Below are 14,978 nucleotides of genomic sequence, written 5' to 3' on the forward strand. Positions count from 1 at the left end.
GCAGGGAGGGTCGCTCCCCCCTGCCGCCCGGCCGGGTCAGTTCGCGGCGACCGCGGCGTCGACGGCCGCGAGGTTCTGATCGAGCGAGGCGGGGTCCTGCACGAACTCCGCGACGGTCGTGTAGAAGGCCGCCGTGACCGCGCTGGGGGTCGAGGCGATCGGGAAGGGCACGAGCTGGTCGGAGCCGGTGAGCAGCTGCTCCGAGACGCCGGCGAGGATCGAGTTCGGGAACGCCTCGGCGTCGATGTTCGCGTTCGCGCCGATCCAGTTGCCGGTCGAGGCGATCAGATCGGACGACTCGACGGAGGCCATGTACTCCATGAAGGCCGCGACCTCGGGGCGATCCGCGAAGGCGGTGAAGACGGTCCCGCCGTAGCCGTTCGCTCCGGCGTACTCGGGCGTGATGGAGGGCATCTCCATGAAGTCCAGGTCGGTGCCCGGCTCGAGCGAGGGGTCGCCGCCCAGGATGATCGAGGCGGTGTAGGTGCCCCAGTGCTCGAGTGCGCACTGCTGCGGGTCGGTGTACATCCCGGCGCCGACGGCACCCGGGTCGGTCGTGAGGACGGCGTCCGGGCCGCCGAGCACGGTCTGGTCGTCGGCGACGACCTCGCCGAAACGGGCGAAGGAGGCGCGGACCTCGTCCGAGTCCCACGCGTGGGTGCCGTCGGCGAGACCCGTGAGCAGGTCGGGACCGAACTCCTTGAGCATGAGGTTGAAGACGAAGTAGGAGCCCGGCCAGCCGGTGTTGGCTCCGGCGCTCAGACCCATGCACCACGCCGCCGTGCCGGAACCCGCGAGCGAATCGGTGTAGGCGGTGAGGTCGTCCCAGGTGAGGTCCTCGGGTGCGGGGCCCTCGTAGACCGACGGGTCGTACCAGATCATGTAGTTGTCGACCATCGTCCAGAGCCCGTAGTTGCCCCCGTCGACGGTCGTCGAGTCGATGAACCCCGGTGCGTAGTTGTCGGCGATGACGTCCTCTCCGATGAGCTCGTTGAGGTCGATCGCGTCGGAGCCCGCGTACTCGTTCACCGTGCCGAGGTTGCCCGCGGCGACGACGTCGATGGGGGTGCCCGCCGCGAGGGAGGTCTGCTGGAGCGTCTCGTAGTCCTCGTTGCCCGTGAAGTCGATCGTCACGCCGGTCGCCTCCTCGAAGGGCGCGAGGGTCGAGAGGAAGCGCTCGCGCTCCTCGCCGCCCCACGTGCCGACGAGCGACACCGTCGTGCCCTCGAGGTCCTCGCCGTCGGCGATGGCGGCGGCCTTGTCGACGGCCGCCGCGACGAGGTCGGTCGGCAGTCCGGAGGCGCCGGCGGAGGTGCCGGTCTCGGCGACCTCGGCGTCCACGCAGCCCGTGAGGGTCAGCGCGGCGATGCCGGCGACCGCAGCGGCGATCGTCAGCGAGCGGGTGTGGCGGTGGGTCATGATGCATGCTCCTCGGAGCTCGGTGGAAGGGATGAGGCGGTGCGGGGACGTGCGGTGGTGCGCAGAGGGCGAGTGGTGCGGGTCGGGAGGGACGGGGTGCGCGCGGATCAGGCGGCGGAGGGCGCGGCGCGCAGCAGCGGCGTGAGGTGCTCGATCGCTGCTCGGATCTCCTGCACGGGCGTCGCGATCGCGTCCACCTCGAGCAGGACGGGGTCGGTGAGGCCCGCGGCGGTCATGACCTCGGTCCACGCGGCCCAGTCGACGACTCCGGTGCCGGGCACACCGCAGAAGGCGCGATGGGCGACGTGCACGCTCTCGTCGAGGGTCAGGTCCCACGAGATCGTGCCGGTCGAGTCCTTCCAGTGCGCCGAGACGAGGCGGTCGCGATGCCGGCGGGCGACGGCCACCGCGTCTCCGCCGCCGAGGGTGATGTGCGCGGCGTCCGGGCACAGTCCGACGTAGAACGGATCGGTGGCGAGCATGAAGAGGTCGATGTCGCGCTCGAGCCACATCGCCGAGTGCGACTCCGTGTGCAGCCCGAAGCGCAGGCCGGCGGCGTGCGCGACGCGGCCCACGTCGTGGAACGGGTCCGAGAGCGCCTGCACGGTGCGCAGGTCGACCGGCACGGCGTCGACGCTGCCGCGGGTGCTGCGCAGGGGAGCGCTGCCGATGAGCGCGGTCGCTCCGGCCTGCGCGAGGAAGTCGGTGTAGGCGCGCACGTCCTCGAGCAGCGCACTGCGACGCTCGGTCGCCAGCGCCTCCGGGCGCTCGAGCGCCGGGAGGTAGCCGCCGCAGACGCTCAGCCCGCGACCGCCGAGCTCGTCGAGGAAGGCCCGGGTCGACCCGTAGGCGGCCGCTCCTGTGCGCCAGTCGAAGGGGGCGAAGGTGAGCTCGATGGCCGAGACCCCCGAGGCGACGATGCGGTCCAGCAGGACGTCCCACAGCTCTCGCGGCTCCTCGGCGCCCCTGCGGACGACGGCCTCCACGCTCTCGAGTCCGAAGACGTCCTCGTGCCAGAAGGCGAACAGGTCGACGCCGAAAACGGGGGTGTGCTGGTCCATCTCGTCCCATTCGTCAGGAGTTCCGGCGAGTCCTCGTCCGGCTGGGATGGAGCATAGGAGCGCCTCGAGGGCGCCGTCCGGGGCGCCTCGGGATCGCGAGTCGGCCCGAGGCGTCGGTGAAACACCGGGGAAACATGCTCGTGACAGGGGCGACACGGACCGCGGGGCGCGCCGGCCGAGAAGCCCGGGAATCCGGGCATCGCCGAATCCGATGCGTCGCTTCGGCTCGTTCGTTACGGTCGGATTAATTGTGCGCAGCGGGTGCCGTAAATCGCCCGCCGCTCCGGATCAGAGGCTCGGCGCAGCGTCCAGCTCGCTGCCCGAGAAGAGCAGAGCCTGCACCTCGTCGAGGCACGACCGGAGCGCACCGTGCAGGATCGCGGAGGGCGACCCGAGCTCCGATGCGGCGAACCGGCTCGCCGGAGCGGTGCCCGCCCGCGCCAGCTCCCGCTCGAACGCCGGCACGAACACCTCCTGGAGCTCGGCGAACGCACCGTCGAGCACGATGAGCTCGGGCGCGAGCGTCCACGCCAGGATCGCGAGGCCGGGCGCCAGCTCCTCGGCGAGGCGCTCGGCCGAGGCGCGTGCCGAGGGATCCCCGGAGCGGACCGCCGCGACGAACGCCGCGGCCCCGGCACTGCGCTCCGCATCGTCCCCGCCGAGTCCGCCCAGGACGTGGCGGTCGAGGGCGGCGAGGCCGTAGCGCTCCGCCCAGACGATCTCACCGGCCACGCCGTCGTGCCCGCGGAACAGCTCGCCCCTGAGCACGATGCCGAGTCCGACCGTTCCGCGGTCGGCGCGCAGCCGCACGAAGTCGTCCACGCCGCGCGCCACGCCGGCCATCCGCTCGCCGAGCGCCGCGAGCTTGGCGTCGTTCTCGACGCGCACCGGGCAGTCGAACATCGCATCGATCTCGCGGGCGATCGAGAACCGCGACCACTCCGGGATCGTCATGGGCAGGTCGACGAGGCCGTCGTCGCGGACGATGCCGAGGGTCGAGACCGTCACCGCCAGGACGGCCTCGGCACTGCGACCGCTGGCCGCGAGGGCAGCCTCGATCGCCGTGCGGAGCACGCCGATCCGCTCCGGGCGCCGCAGGCCCCGGGGAGTCGCGACGGCGTGCTCGACGATCGGCGCACCCGAGAGGTCGGCGACCGTGACGGTGATGTCCTCGAGATCGAGACGCACGGCCACGATCGCTCCGCTCGCGGAGTTGAAGGCGTAGCGGCGCGCGGGCCGTCCCCGCCCTCGGCCGTCCCGGCGCTCCGGCTCGACGTCGACGACCCACTCCCGGCGGCCCAGGTCCTCGAGGATCGCCTCGGTCGTCCTCCGCGAGAGGCCCGTCGCGCGGCGCACCTCGTCGATCGTGAGCGTGCCGCCGTCGTACAGCGCGCGCAGGGTCAGCGACGCGTTGACCGTGCGGATGCGACGCTGGTCGACTCGTTGCACGCTGCCGCTCCGTCCCGGGGCGGACGCCCCGCCCTCATCGTAGGGACCGCCGGAACCGGGCCCGGACCGCCTCAGAGCACCCGCGGCTCGTGCGCCGGTCCCTCGGCCAGGAGCCGCACCGCCGACCGCGCCCGCTCGGCGAAGGCCCCCGCCTTGCGGCTGAGCGGCTCCCCCGATCGCGTCGCGAGCACGATGTCGAGGCCGGGGACGTCATCGAGCAGGGGACGGGTCACGAGTCGTCCCCCGTCGTAGCTGCGCCCGACGGCGGGCCGCTGGTTGAGCAGCGCGAAACCGTGCCCGCGGGCCACCATCGCGCGCACGGTCTCGAAGCTCGCGAAGCGGTAGCGGATGTGGGGACTGAGTCCGCGCTGCGCGAAGAGCCCCACGAAGTAGTCGCGGCTCACCGGCATGTCGAGCAGGATCATGGGCCGCGCCGCCAGCTCGTCGAGAGTCAGGCCGTCGCGCAGCGCGAGCGGATCGTCCTCGGCGACGGCGACGGAGACGGGGGCGGTCGCGAGCAGCTCCTTGCTGATGCCGTCGCCGAGCCCCAGGTCGTAGGTGAGCGCGATGTCGATGGCGCGGTTGCCGAGGGCCCGGGCCACCTCGTCGGCGGTGCCCTCCCTGACGCGCGCCTCGATGCCGGGGTGGGTCCGTTCGAGATCGTGGATGATCTGCGGCAGGTAGAAGGGCGCGAGCGTCGGGAAGCAGGCGGCGTGGAGGGGACCGCTCAGGGCGTCGGGCCGGAAGGCGTCGAGCGTGTCGTGGACGGCGCCCAGCACCTCCCTGGCCCGGGTCAGCAGCTCGTCTCCCGCCGCCGTGAGCTGGAGGCCCTTCACCCGGTGGCGGATGAAGAGCTGGGTCTGGAGCGTCCGCTCGAGGTGCTGCACCGCGGTCGAGACGGCCGACTGCGCGACGAAGAGCTCGGCGGCCGCATCCGTCATCGAGCCGAGCTCGGCGGCGCGGGCGAAGTAGTTGAGCTGGGTGAACGTGAACTCGGGCCGTCCTGCCACGCGTGTCTCCTTCCGACCGACCGGCGAGGGCCGCTGCGCATTTCCAATGTGTTACGCCGATGTGAACCCGGCGTTGCATCCGAATTTCCGATGTTCACGATACTCGAACGCTATTTGCCGGGGCGCTCCGAGGCATCCCAGGATGAGTGCGCAGGGCGCTGGGCCAGGCAGCGCGACAGATCAGGACGCGACCTCACAGGGGGCCCGCGCCGTGAGCCGCAGCATCGAAGTGGAGCCCCATGCAACCCGAGAAGTTCGAAGTCGTCGTCGTCGGCGCAGGCCAGGCCGGCGTCGCCATGAGCGAGCACCTGCTGGACGCCGGAGTGCCGCATGTGGTGCTCGAGCGCGACCGCATCGCCGAGCGCTGGCGCACCGGGCGCTGGGACTCGCTCGTGGCCAACGGTCCCGCCTGGCACGACCGGTTCCCCGGCCTCGAGATCGCGGGCGTCGATCCCGACGGCTTCGCCACCAAGGACCAGATGGCCGAGTACTTCGCCGCGTACGCCGCGCACATCGGCGCCCCGGTCCGCACAGGGGTCGAGGTGCTCTCGGTCACGCGCCTCGAGGGGCGACCGGGCTTCCGCGTCGTGACCTCGACGGGCGAGATCGAGGCGCGCTTCGTCGTCGCCGCGACGGGACCGTTCCAGACCCCGGTCGTGCCGACGAACGTGCCCGCGGACTCCGGTCTCCACCAGATCCACTCGAGCACCTACCGCAGCCCCGCGCAGCTGCCCGACGGAGGAGTCCTCGTCGTCGGCGCAGGCTCCTCGGGCGTGCAGATCGCGGACGAGCTGAATCGCTCCGGCCGCAGCGTGCACCTCTCCGTCGGCCCGCACGACCGACCGCCGCGCCGGTACCGGGGTCGCGACTTCGTCTGGTGGCTCGGGGTGCTCGGCAAGTGGGACCTCGCCGCGCCGCCCGCCGGCGCCGAGCACGTGACCATCGCGGTCAGCGGAGCGCACGGCGGCCGCACCATCGACTTCCGCGACCTCGCGGCGAACGGCATCACGCTCGTGGGCCGCACCGGCGCCTACCACGACGGCAGGCTCGCCTTCGGCACCGACGTCGGGACGAACATCGCGCGGGGAGACGCGAACTACCTGACCCTGCTCGCCGAGGCCGACGCCTACGTCGCCGCCAACGGACTCGACCTGCCGGAGGAGCCCGCAGCCCACGAGCTCGGCCCCGAGCCTCGCTGCGTCACCGATCCCCTCGCCGAGCTCGATCTCGCCGCCGCCGGCATCACGAGCATCGTCTGGGCCACCGGATACGCGACCGACTACTCGTGGCTGCGCATCGCGCCCGAGGCGTTCGACGACCGCGGGCGCCCCGTCCACCAGCGCGGCGTCTCGATCGAGCCCGGCGTCTACTTCCTCGGCCTCCCCTGGCAGTCGCGCCGCGGCTCCAGCTTCGTCTGGGGGGTCTGGCACGACGCCCGCTTCGTGGCCGACCAGATCGGCATCCAGCGCAGCTACGCCCAGTACGACCCCGCCTCCCCCACCCTCGACCTCGTGACCGGAGCCGCCCGATGACCACGCACACCCGCATCCGCCCCTTCAACACCCGGGAGACGTATCCGGAGCAGAGCCTCGACAACGATCTCTGCCAGGCGGTCGTGGCGGGCGGCGTGGTCTACCTGCGCGGTCAGATCGGACAGGACCTCGACACCCGCGAGAGCGTCGGCATCGGCGACGTCGAGGCGCAGGCGGAGAAGGCCATGGCCAACATCGATCTCCTGCTGCGCGAGTCCGGGAGCAGCCTCGCCGACATCGTGAAGGTCGTGGTCTACCTGACCGACATCCGGTACCGCGAGCCGGTCTACCGCGTCATGGGCGCCTGGCTCAAGGGCGTCCACCCGGTCTCGACCGGACTCGTCGTCCAGGCGCTCGCACGACCGGAGTGGCTCGTCGAGATCGACGCGACCGCCGTCCTCAGCGAGCCCGCGTCGTGACCGTCTCGCTGGTCGCCCGCGACCCCCTGACCGGAGCGCTCGGCATGGTCGTGAGCTCGTCGAGCCCCGCCGTCGCCGCACGCTGCCTGCACCTGCGCGCGGGCGTCGGCGCGGTCGCGTCGCAGAACGTGACCAATCCCGCGCTGGGCACCGCGCTGCTCGACGCACTCGAGGCGGGCGTCGACTCCGCGACCGCGCTCGCGGCCGTTCTCGCCGATGAGGCGTTCCCGCAGTACCGCCAGCTCCTCCTCGTCGACGCGTCCGGACGGACCGCCCTCCACTCGGGCGACCGGGCACTCGGGCTCCACTCGGCCGTCCAGGGCTCGTCCGCCGCCGCGGCCGGCAATCTGCTCGCTCACGACGGCGTTCCCGGCGCCATGCTCTCGGCCTTCCACGCGAGCACGGGGTCGACCCTGGAAGAACGTCTGCTCGACGCTCTGCGCGGCGCGATCGAGGCGGGCGGCGAGGCGGGCCCGGTCCGCTCCGCGGGACTCGCCGTCGTCGAGGACGTGCCGTGGCGGGTCACCGACCTGCGCGTCGACGACGCCGACGACCCGGTCACCGAGCTCGAGCGCCTGCTGGGCGTCTGGCTCCCGCAGAAGCTCGACTACCGCCGTCGCGCCCTCGACCCCGAGGCCGCACCCTCGTACGGCGTGCCGGGCGACGAGTGAGCGCCTCCGACCGCAAGCGGCGCGTCGCGGCTCACGTCGACGCGGGGCTCGACGTGCTCCTGCGGATCAGCCACCGTCTGCACGCGGAGCCCGAGACGGCCTGGCGGGAGCACGCGTCGGCGGCGCTGCTCGCCGAGGCGCTCGAGGAGCGCGGCTTCCGGGTGGAGCGAGGCGCCGCCGGACTCGAGACGGCCTTCACCGCCGATCACGGGCCCCGCGACGGACGCCCGGTCGTCGGGATCGTCGCCGAGTACGACGCCCTGCCGGGGCTCGGTCACGCCTGCGGGCACAACGTCATCGCCGCGGCCGCGATCGGCGCCGCCGCGGCCCTCGCCGACGCCGGAGTCGCCGTGCGTCTCCTCGGCACTCCGGCCGAGGAGGGCGGGGGCGGCAAGATCGCGATGCTCGAGGCCGGATGCTTCGACTCCCTCGCGCTCGCCATGATGATCCACCCCGGCCCCGCCGACGCGGTGTACGCGCGACCCCGCGCCGTCGCGCACTTCGACGTGCGCTACCGCGGCGCCACCGCGCACGCCGGCGCCTACCCGCACCTCGGCCGCAACGCAGCGGACGCCTTCACGATCGCCCAGGTCGCGATCGGACTCCTCCGGCAGCAGCTGCCGACGTCGATCCGCGTGCACGGCATCGTCACGGCCGCCGGCACCGCCCCCAATGCCGTCCCCGACCTCGCCGAGGGATCCTGGTACGTCCGCGCCGACGACCTGGCCGAGCTCGACGACGTCTTCCCCCGGGTGCGGGCCTGCTTCGAGGCGGGTGCCCTGGCCGCAGGCGTCGAGTGGGAGCTCACGGAGACGAGCCCCCGCTACGCCGAGTTCCGCAACGACGACCGGCTCGCCGAGCTCTTCGCCGCGAACGCCGCCGCCGTCGGCCGCGACATGGACCTGGACGAGGCCGGCCCGCGCGGCATGGCCACGGCCTCCACCGACATGGGCAACGTCTCGCAGCGGATCCGCGCCCTCCACCCCTACCTCGGCATCGCCTCGCTCCCGTCGGTCAACCACCAGCCGGCGTTCGCCGCCGCCGCCGCGACGCCCGCCGCCGACCGCGCAGTGCGGGACGGCGCCGTGCTGCTCGCCCAGACCGCGATCGACGCCCTCGAGAACCCGCACCACCAGGAGGACCACCATGCGCACCCGTGAGGACTGGGCTCGACTCGCCCGCTCGATCGAGCCCCGCCGCCGTGCCTTCATCGACGGATCGCCCGTCGACGCCGCCGACGGCGGCACCTTCGACACCCTCGACCCCGCGACCGGTCTCGTGCTCGCGAGCGTCGCCCGGGGCGGAGCCGAGGACATCGACCGCGCCGTCGCCGCCGCGCGCCGCGCCTTCTCGGCCGGATCGTGGTCGCGCAGCGCTCCGGCGCACCGCAAGGCCGTCCTGCTGCGCCTCGCAGACCTCGTCCGCACCCACGCCGACGAGCTCGCGCTGCTCGACACTCTCGACGGCGGCAAGCTCATCGCCGACACGTCGACCGTCGACATCCCCGGCTCCGCGCACATCCTCCAGTGGTACGCCGAGGCGATCGACAAGCAGTACGGCGAGGTCGCGCCGACCGCTCCCGGCGATCTCGCGATCATCACCCGCGAGCCGCTCGGCGTGATCGGCGCGGTCGTCCCCTGGAACTACCCGCTCGAGATGGCGATCTGGAAGCTCGCTCCCGCTCTCGCCGCCGGGAACAGCGTCGTGCTGAAGCCCGCTGAGGAGTCGCCGCTCTCGGCGCTGCGGCTCGCCGAGCTCGCGATCGAAGCGGGCCTGCCGGACGGTGTGCTCAACGTCGTACCCGGGCTCGGCGACGAGGCGGGGCAGGCGCTCGGCCGGCATTCCGACGTCGATGCGATCGCCTTCACCGGCTCCACGGCCGTCGGCAGGCTCTTCCTGCGCTACGCGGGCGAGTCCAACATGAAGCAGGTCTGGCTCGAGGCCGGCGGCAAGAGCGCCGGCCTCGTCTTCGCCGACGCCGCCGATCTCGACCTCGTCGCCGACAGAGCGGTCGCGGGGATCTTCGGATGCTCGGGCCAGGTCTGCTCGGCCAACTCCCGCCTCCTCGTCGAGGCCCGCATCGCCGACGAGCTCCTCGAGCGGATCCGCCTCCGCGCCGCCGCTCTGCGCGTCGGCGATCCCCTCGACCCCGCGTCGACCATGGGTCCGCTCATCAGCGCGAAGCAGCTCGAACGCGTCCAGCGCTACGTGGACATCGGCCGCAGCGAGGCCGGACTCGCCTTCGGCGGAGGCCGACTGCATCTCGAGTCCGGCGGCTACTACCTCGAGCCCACGGCCTTCCGGGACGTGCCCGCCGGCGCGGTGATCGAGCGGGAGGAGCTCTTCGGCCCGCTGCTCGCCGTCTCGACGTTCACCGAGGAGTCCGAGGCGATCGCGCGGGCGAATGCGAGCGAGTTCGGACTCGCCGCCTCGGTCTTCACCGACAGTCTCTCCCGCGCCCGACGGGTCGCGTCGGCGCTGCAGGCGGGTACCGTCTCGGTCAACACGGTCGACGCACTCGACGTCACCGTTCCGTTCGGCGGAGTGAAGCAGTCGGGCTTCGGACGCGATCTGTCGCTGCACGCTCTCGACAAGTTCACGTCGCTCAAGACCACCTGGTTCGCCGGGCCCTCGGAGGGATGACCATGGCCTACGACACTCCGGATCTCGTCGACGTCCTCGTCCTCGGCGGCGGCACCGCCGGCATCATCGTCGCCTCGCGCCTCAGCGAGGACCCGTCGCTCAGCGTCGGCCTCGTCGAAGCGGGCCCCTCCGACGCGGACGAGCCCCGCGCGAACTCGATCCGCCGCTGGGCCGAGATGCTCGAGGGCGAGTACGACCTCGACTACCGCAGCGTGCCGAACGCGCGGGGCAACTCCTTCATCCGCCAGTCCCGGCTCCGGATCCTCGGCGGCTGCTCGACGGCGAACACGATGATCACGTGGCGCCCGCTCCGCGGCGACATGGACGAGTGGGTCTCGCTCGGCGCCGACGGCTGGGACTACGAGACCATGTCGGCGACGTACGACCGGCTCCTGGCACCCGTCACGCCCATCCCGCCCGAGGACCGCAACCCGTACCTGCAGGGCGTGATCGACGCCGTCGTCTCGGCCCTCGGCGTCGACGAGAAGCCCTCCTGGAACGATCACGAGTTCGTCCAGGGCGCCGGCTACTTCGAGATCGGCTACGACCCCGCGACGAATCAGCGGTCCTCCGCCTCGCACAGCTACCTGCGACTCCACGGCGCCGAGCACCGACCGAATCTGCACATCACCCTCGACGGACTCGTCGTGCGTGTGATCGTGGAGGACGGTCGCGCGGTCGGTGCGCTCGTTCGCACCCCCGACGGTGTCCGGGAGCTGCGCGCGCGCCGCGAGGTCGTACTCTCGTGCGGCGCCATCGACAGTCCCGCCCTGCTGCAGCGCTCAGGCATCGGACCTCGGGCCGTCCTCGAGGCAGCGGGCGTGCCGGTGCACGTCGACCTTCCCGGTGTCGGCGAGAACCTGCAGGACCACGCGGAGGGTCTGGTCGTCTGGGAGGCGCGCACCGAGCGCCCCCCGATCAGCGCGACCGGCTGGGACGCGGGCTACGTCATCGCGATCGACCCCGACAGCACCCTGCCCGACGTCTCGACGCACATCCCGCTCGAGACCTGGGGCGTGCACGCCGAGCGAGCCGGCTTCACGCTTCCGGAGGGCAGCATCTCGCTCGTCCCCAACGTCGCCAAGCCGCGCAGCCGCGGGCGGGTGTGGATCACCTCGGCCGACCCGGATGCCGCCCCGTCGATCGACTACAACTCCTTCAGCGACCCGGCGGGCCGCGATGAGCGGATGCTCGTGGCGGGCGCCCGTCGTGCCCGGATGGTCGCGCAGCACGAACCGCTCGCCTCCCTGATCGTGCGCGAGGTGTTCCCCGGCCCCGACGCGCAGACGGACGAGGAGCTCTCGGCCGCGCTCCGCGCCACGCACCAGACCGTCTACCACGTCTCGTGCACGGCCAGGATGGGCGCCGACGCCGACCCGCTCGCGGTGCTCGACCCCCGTCTCCGGGTCCGCGGCGTGACGGGGCTGCGCGTCGTCGACGCCTCCTCGTTCCCGACGATCCCCGCGCTCAACCCGGTCGGCGTCGTCATGACGCTCGCCGAGCGCGCGGCCGAGCTCATCCGGGACGATCTCGCGGCACCGCCCACCGGGTGACCTCCGACTGTCTGCGATCTCAGACGGAGGAGCATCGCCGGCTGCGCCCGCGTCCGCCGGAGAGGCTTTGCTGAATGCCATGACTGATCGAGCCGACGCCCCCACCCCCACCGTCGCGGAGGCCGTCGCGGACGTCGTCGCACAGCGGAGCCCGGTCGTGTTCGGCCTCATGGGCAACGGCAATGCGCACTTCATGGCGAGCCTCACCGGCCGCGGCCACCGGGTCGTGACGGTGCGGCACGAGACCGCCACCGTCATCGCCGCGCACAGCTACACCCTCGCGGGCGGCGCGATCGCCGCGGCGACCGCGACCTACGGCGCGGGATTCACCAACCTCCTCACCTCCCTCGCCGAAGCGCGTCTCGCCCGCATCCCCGCGGTCGTCGTCGTGGGCGACGCGCCTCGCACCGGGCCGCGCCCGCAGGACATCGATCAGATCGGTGCGGCGGCCGCCGTCCACGTGCGGACGCTCGTCGTCGACCGAGGGAACGCCGTCGCACAGACCGAGCTCGCGTACGAGATCGCCCGCCGCGATCGCGTCCCCGTCATCGTCGCCCTGCCCTACGACCTCGTCGACGCACCTCTGACCTCCGCCGTCGAGGTGGCGCCGCTCGAGCAGGGCGCCGTGCTGCGCGCGCACGAGATCCCCGCCGCGCCCGCCGTCCCGGCCGAGGTGGCCGCCGGGATCGCCGCGCGCCTGCTCGCCGCAGAGCGCCCCCTCGTCCTCGGCGGGTACGGCGCGGTGCTCGCCGGAGCCGGCGGCGCGCTGCGCGAGCTCGGAGACCGGGTCGGCGCACTGTTCGCGACCTCGCTGATGGCCCACGGGCTCTTCGAGTCGCCCTGGGACATCGGCATCGCGGGCGGATTCTCGACGGAGGAGGCCGCCGCGCTGATCGGCCGGGCGGACCTCGTCCTCGTCGTCGGCGCGAGCATGAACCTCTACCAGATGCGCTACAACGGCCTGATCGCCGCCGATTCCCACGTGATCCAGATCGACACACTGGCCGCGGCGACGCACGACCGGGTCGACGAGTTCCACCGCGCGGACGCCCAGGACTTCGCGAGGACGCTCCTGGAGGCACTCCCCGCGACGCCGCTCGACGGGTGGCGTCACACCGCTGTGCTGCCCCGGCGCGGAGCCGAGGAGTTCCCGGAGTTCGCCGCCGACGGCCTCCTCGATCCGCGCCCCGTGATGGCCGCCCTCGACGGCATCCTCCCCGAGGCTCGGTCGATCACTCAGGACAACGGCCACTACATGGGCTGGGCGCCGCGCCATCTCCGCGCTCCCGACCCGCAGGCCATGCTCCTGCCCGGTCTCGCGCTGCAGTGCATCGGTCTCGGCATGGGCTCCCTCCTGGGCATCGCCGAGGTGCGGAACGACCGCCTGCCCGTCCTCGTCACCGGCGACGGAGGCCTCCTCATGGAGCTCAGCGAGCTCGACACCGTCGTGCGGGAGCTGCCGTCGGCGCTGATCGTGGTGATGAACGACGCCGCGTTCAGCATGGAGGTGCACCAGTACGGAGTGCGCGGCCTGGACGTGTCGGCGATGAGGTTCGCGCGGGTCGACTTCGCCGCTCTGGGCCGCGCCATGGGAGCACAGGGGGCTCGGATCGAGTCACTGGCCGACCTCGAGGCCGTGCGCTCCTGGATCGAGGGAGGCGCCGAGGGCGTCTTCGTCGCGGACGTGGCGATCTCGCCCGCTGTCGTCGCGGACTGGCTGACGCTGAGCAATCGCTACAACGGGGTGCCCGCACCGGAGTGATGCGCTGACCGGTGTCGACGGCCGTCTCCGGTCCTTCCTCCATGCCAGGCGCGCGGGGGTCAGCCTGACGGTGCGAACGTGAGCGAATGTCAGTGGTCGCTGATTAGCTTCTCGTATGGAGATGATCGGAAGAGCGGACGCGGTACTCGCGGAGGTGCGGGAGTGCGGTGACGGTGTTGCGGGCGAGGACCGCGCGATGGCGCCGCGGCTGCTCGCCACGGCCGAGCGCCTCTACGCGGGGCATCGCAGGGCGCTCGAGGCTCAGGAGTCGTTCGCGCGGGGGCTGCGCCTGTCGCGGAGCGAGGCGAACGACCTCGCCGAGCGCTCGATCCGGGCCGAGCTGGCCGTCGCCCTGGGCACGTCGGAGTGGGCCGTGTCGCGCCGACTCGAGCACGCGCAGCTGCTCGTCGAGGACCTCCCGCTCACCCGCGCCGCTCTGGCGGGCGCGCGGATCCTCTGGCAGTCCGGCGAGCTGATCTGCCGGACCGCCTCGACCCTCCCGCCCGAATCGCGCGCCGCACTCGACGAGCGTGCCGCCGATGCAGCCCTCACGATGACGCCGACGCAGCTGCGACGCGCGCTCGCGCGGTGGCGGGAGCAGCTGCACGAGCAGCCGCTCACCCAGCGCCACGCCCGCGCACGCGAGGACCGCGCGGTATGGCTCACGCCGGAGGTCGACGGGATGGCGACGCTGACCGCCTGCCTTCCGGCTCCGGCCGCTCTCGGCGCCTACCACCGCCTCGACCGGATCGCCCGGAGTCTCCGCGACGGCGACGACGGGCCTGGGGACGAGCGCACCCTCGCGCAGCTTCGGGCCGACGCCCTCGCCGATCTGCTCTGCGACGGCGACATCACCGGCACCACGCCCGTCTCCGACGAGCAGGCCCCCGCGCCGACCTTCGTTCCCGGGGTGCGCGCGGAGGTTCGACTCACGCTGCCCGCGACGACGGCCGCCGGCCTCGATGACGCCGCCGCCGACCTCGACGGGTACGGCCCGATCCCCGCCGACGTCGCCCGTGCACTGGTCGATCGCGGGGCGTCCTTCACTCGAGTCCTCACCGACCCGGTCACACGGACCGTCGCCTCCGTCGGGCGCACCCACCGCATCCCGCCGGCACAGATGCGGCTACACCTCCAGCTGCGGGACCAGACCTGCCGCTTCCCCGGCTGCACCCGCCCCGCCGCCACGTCGGAGGCCGACCACACGATCGAGTGGCGCAACGGCGGCGAGACGGCGCTCGAGAACCTCGCGTCGCTCTGCACCGGCCACCACCACGTCCGTCACGGCGACCGGTGGACCTACGTCCTGCATCCCGACGGCACCGCCGATTGGACCACCCCGACCGGACGCCGCGTCACCACCCGGCCACCCGCCCTCCCCGGCAGCCCACCCGGCCCACCACCCCGGCCCCGCTTCACCAACGCGCCACCACCGTTCTGAGCGCGCCCGCAGGCGGGT

12 protein-coding genes are annotated in these 14,978 nt (G+C 72.9%); 8 read left to right on the forward strand and 4 right to left on the reverse strand.

The window, feature by feature from the left end:
- Positions 1 to 36 precede the first annotated feature (36 nt).
- The 4 genes from GRS92_RS14935 to GRS92_RS14950 all read right to left on the reverse strand — a co-directional run bounded on the left by GRS92_RS14935 (position 37) and on the right by GRS92_RS14950 (position 4,939).
- Positions 37 to 1,419 (reverse strand): ABC transporter substrate-binding protein, encoded by a 1,383-nt coding sequence (locus GRS92_RS14935; protein ID WP_159857804.1) that lies wholly within the window; start codon positions 1,417 to 1,419, stop codon positions 37 to 39.
- Between the two features lie 107 nt (positions 1,420 to 1,526).
- Positions 1,527 to 2,480, reverse strand: a complete 954-nt coding sequence (locus GRS92_RS14940) for a sugar phosphate isomerase/epimerase family protein (protein ID WP_159857806.1) — start codon at positions 2,478 to 2,480, stop codon at positions 1,527 to 1,529.
- Between the two features lie 288 nt (positions 2,481 to 2,768).
- Positions 2,769 to 3,929 carry an ROK family protein gene (locus GRS92_RS14945; protein ID WP_159857808.1) on the reverse strand — a complete coding sequence of 387 codons (1,161 nt, stop codon included), beginning with the start codon at positions 3,927 to 3,929 and terminating at the stop codon, positions 2,769 to 2,771.
- A gap of 71 nt (positions 3,930 to 4,000) precedes the next feature.
- On the reverse strand, positions 4,001 to 4,939 hold the full coding sequence (locus GRS92_RS14950; protein WP_159857810.1) for a LysR family transcriptional regulator: 939 nt from the start codon (positions 4,937 to 4,939) through the stop codon (positions 4,001 to 4,003).
- Positions 4,940 to 5,178: 239 nt separating this feature from the next.
- Here GRS92_RS14950 and GRS92_RS14955 point away from each other — a divergent pair, with 239 nt between their 5' ends.
- The 8 genes from GRS92_RS14955 (at position 5,179) to GRS92_RS14990 (ending at position 14,960) form a co-directional block, all read left to right on the forward strand.
- The gene (locus tag GRS92_RS14955; RefSeq protein ID WP_159857812.1) at positions 5,179 to 6,471 is read left to right on the forward strand and encodes a flavin-containing monooxygenase; all 1,293 of its coding nucleotides are present in this window, start codon (positions 5,179 to 5,181) and stop codon (positions 6,469 to 6,471) included.
- Positions 6,468 to 6,890 (forward strand): RidA family protein, encoded by a 423-nt coding sequence (locus GRS92_RS14960; RefSeq protein ID WP_159857814.1) that lies wholly within the window; start codon positions 6,468 to 6,470, stop codon positions 6,888 to 6,890. The genes GRS92_RS14955 and GRS92_RS14960 overlap by 4 nt, the downstream gene beginning before the upstream one ends.
- Positions 6,887 to 7,561, forward strand: coding sequence for a DUF1028 domain-containing protein (locus tag GRS92_RS14965; RefSeq protein WP_159857816.1), 675 nt, complete (start codon positions 6,887 to 6,889; stop codon positions 7,559 to 7,561). Before GRS92_RS14960 ends, GRS92_RS14965 begins: the two co-directional genes overlap by 4 nt.
- Positions 7,558 to 8,721: an amidohydrolase gene (locus tag GRS92_RS14970; protein WP_159857818.1), complete on the forward strand. Its 1,164-nt coding sequence runs from the start codon at positions 7,558 to 7,560 to the stop codon at positions 8,719 to 8,721. Before GRS92_RS14965 ends, GRS92_RS14970 begins: the two co-directional genes overlap by 4 nt.
- Entirely contained in the window at positions 8,708 to 10,204 is a 1,497-nt protein-coding gene (locus GRS92_RS14975) for an aldehyde dehydrogenase (protein ID WP_159857820.1), read from the forward strand. Before GRS92_RS14970 ends, GRS92_RS14975 begins: the two co-directional genes overlap by 14 nt.
- 2 nt (positions 10,205 to 10,206) lie before the next feature.
- Complete coding sequence (locus GRS92_RS14980; protein WP_159857822.1) at positions 10,207 to 11,757, forward strand: GMC family oxidoreductase; 1,551 nt, start codon at positions 10,207 to 10,209, stop codon at positions 11,755 to 11,757.
- Between the two features lie 79 nt (positions 11,758 to 11,836).
- A complete protein-coding gene (locus GRS92_RS14985) occupies positions 11,837 to 13,519 on the forward strand; it encodes a thiamine pyrophosphate-binding protein (protein ID WP_159857824.1) in 1,683 nt (560 codons plus the stop codon).
- 121 nt (positions 13,520 to 13,640) lie between these two features.
- On the forward strand, positions 13,641 to 14,960 hold the full coding sequence (locus GRS92_RS14990) for an HNH endonuclease signature motif containing protein (protein ID WP_235022049.1): 1,320 nt from the start codon (positions 13,641 to 13,643) through the stop codon (positions 14,958 to 14,960).
- The last annotated feature ends 18 nt before the right edge of the window (positions 14,961 to 14,978 follow it).

It is taken from the genome of Rathayibacter sp. VKM Ac-2754, assembly GCF_009807095.1.
Classification (GTDB): domain Bacteria; phylum Actinomycetota; class Actinomycetes; order Actinomycetales; family Microbacteriaceae; genus Rathayibacter.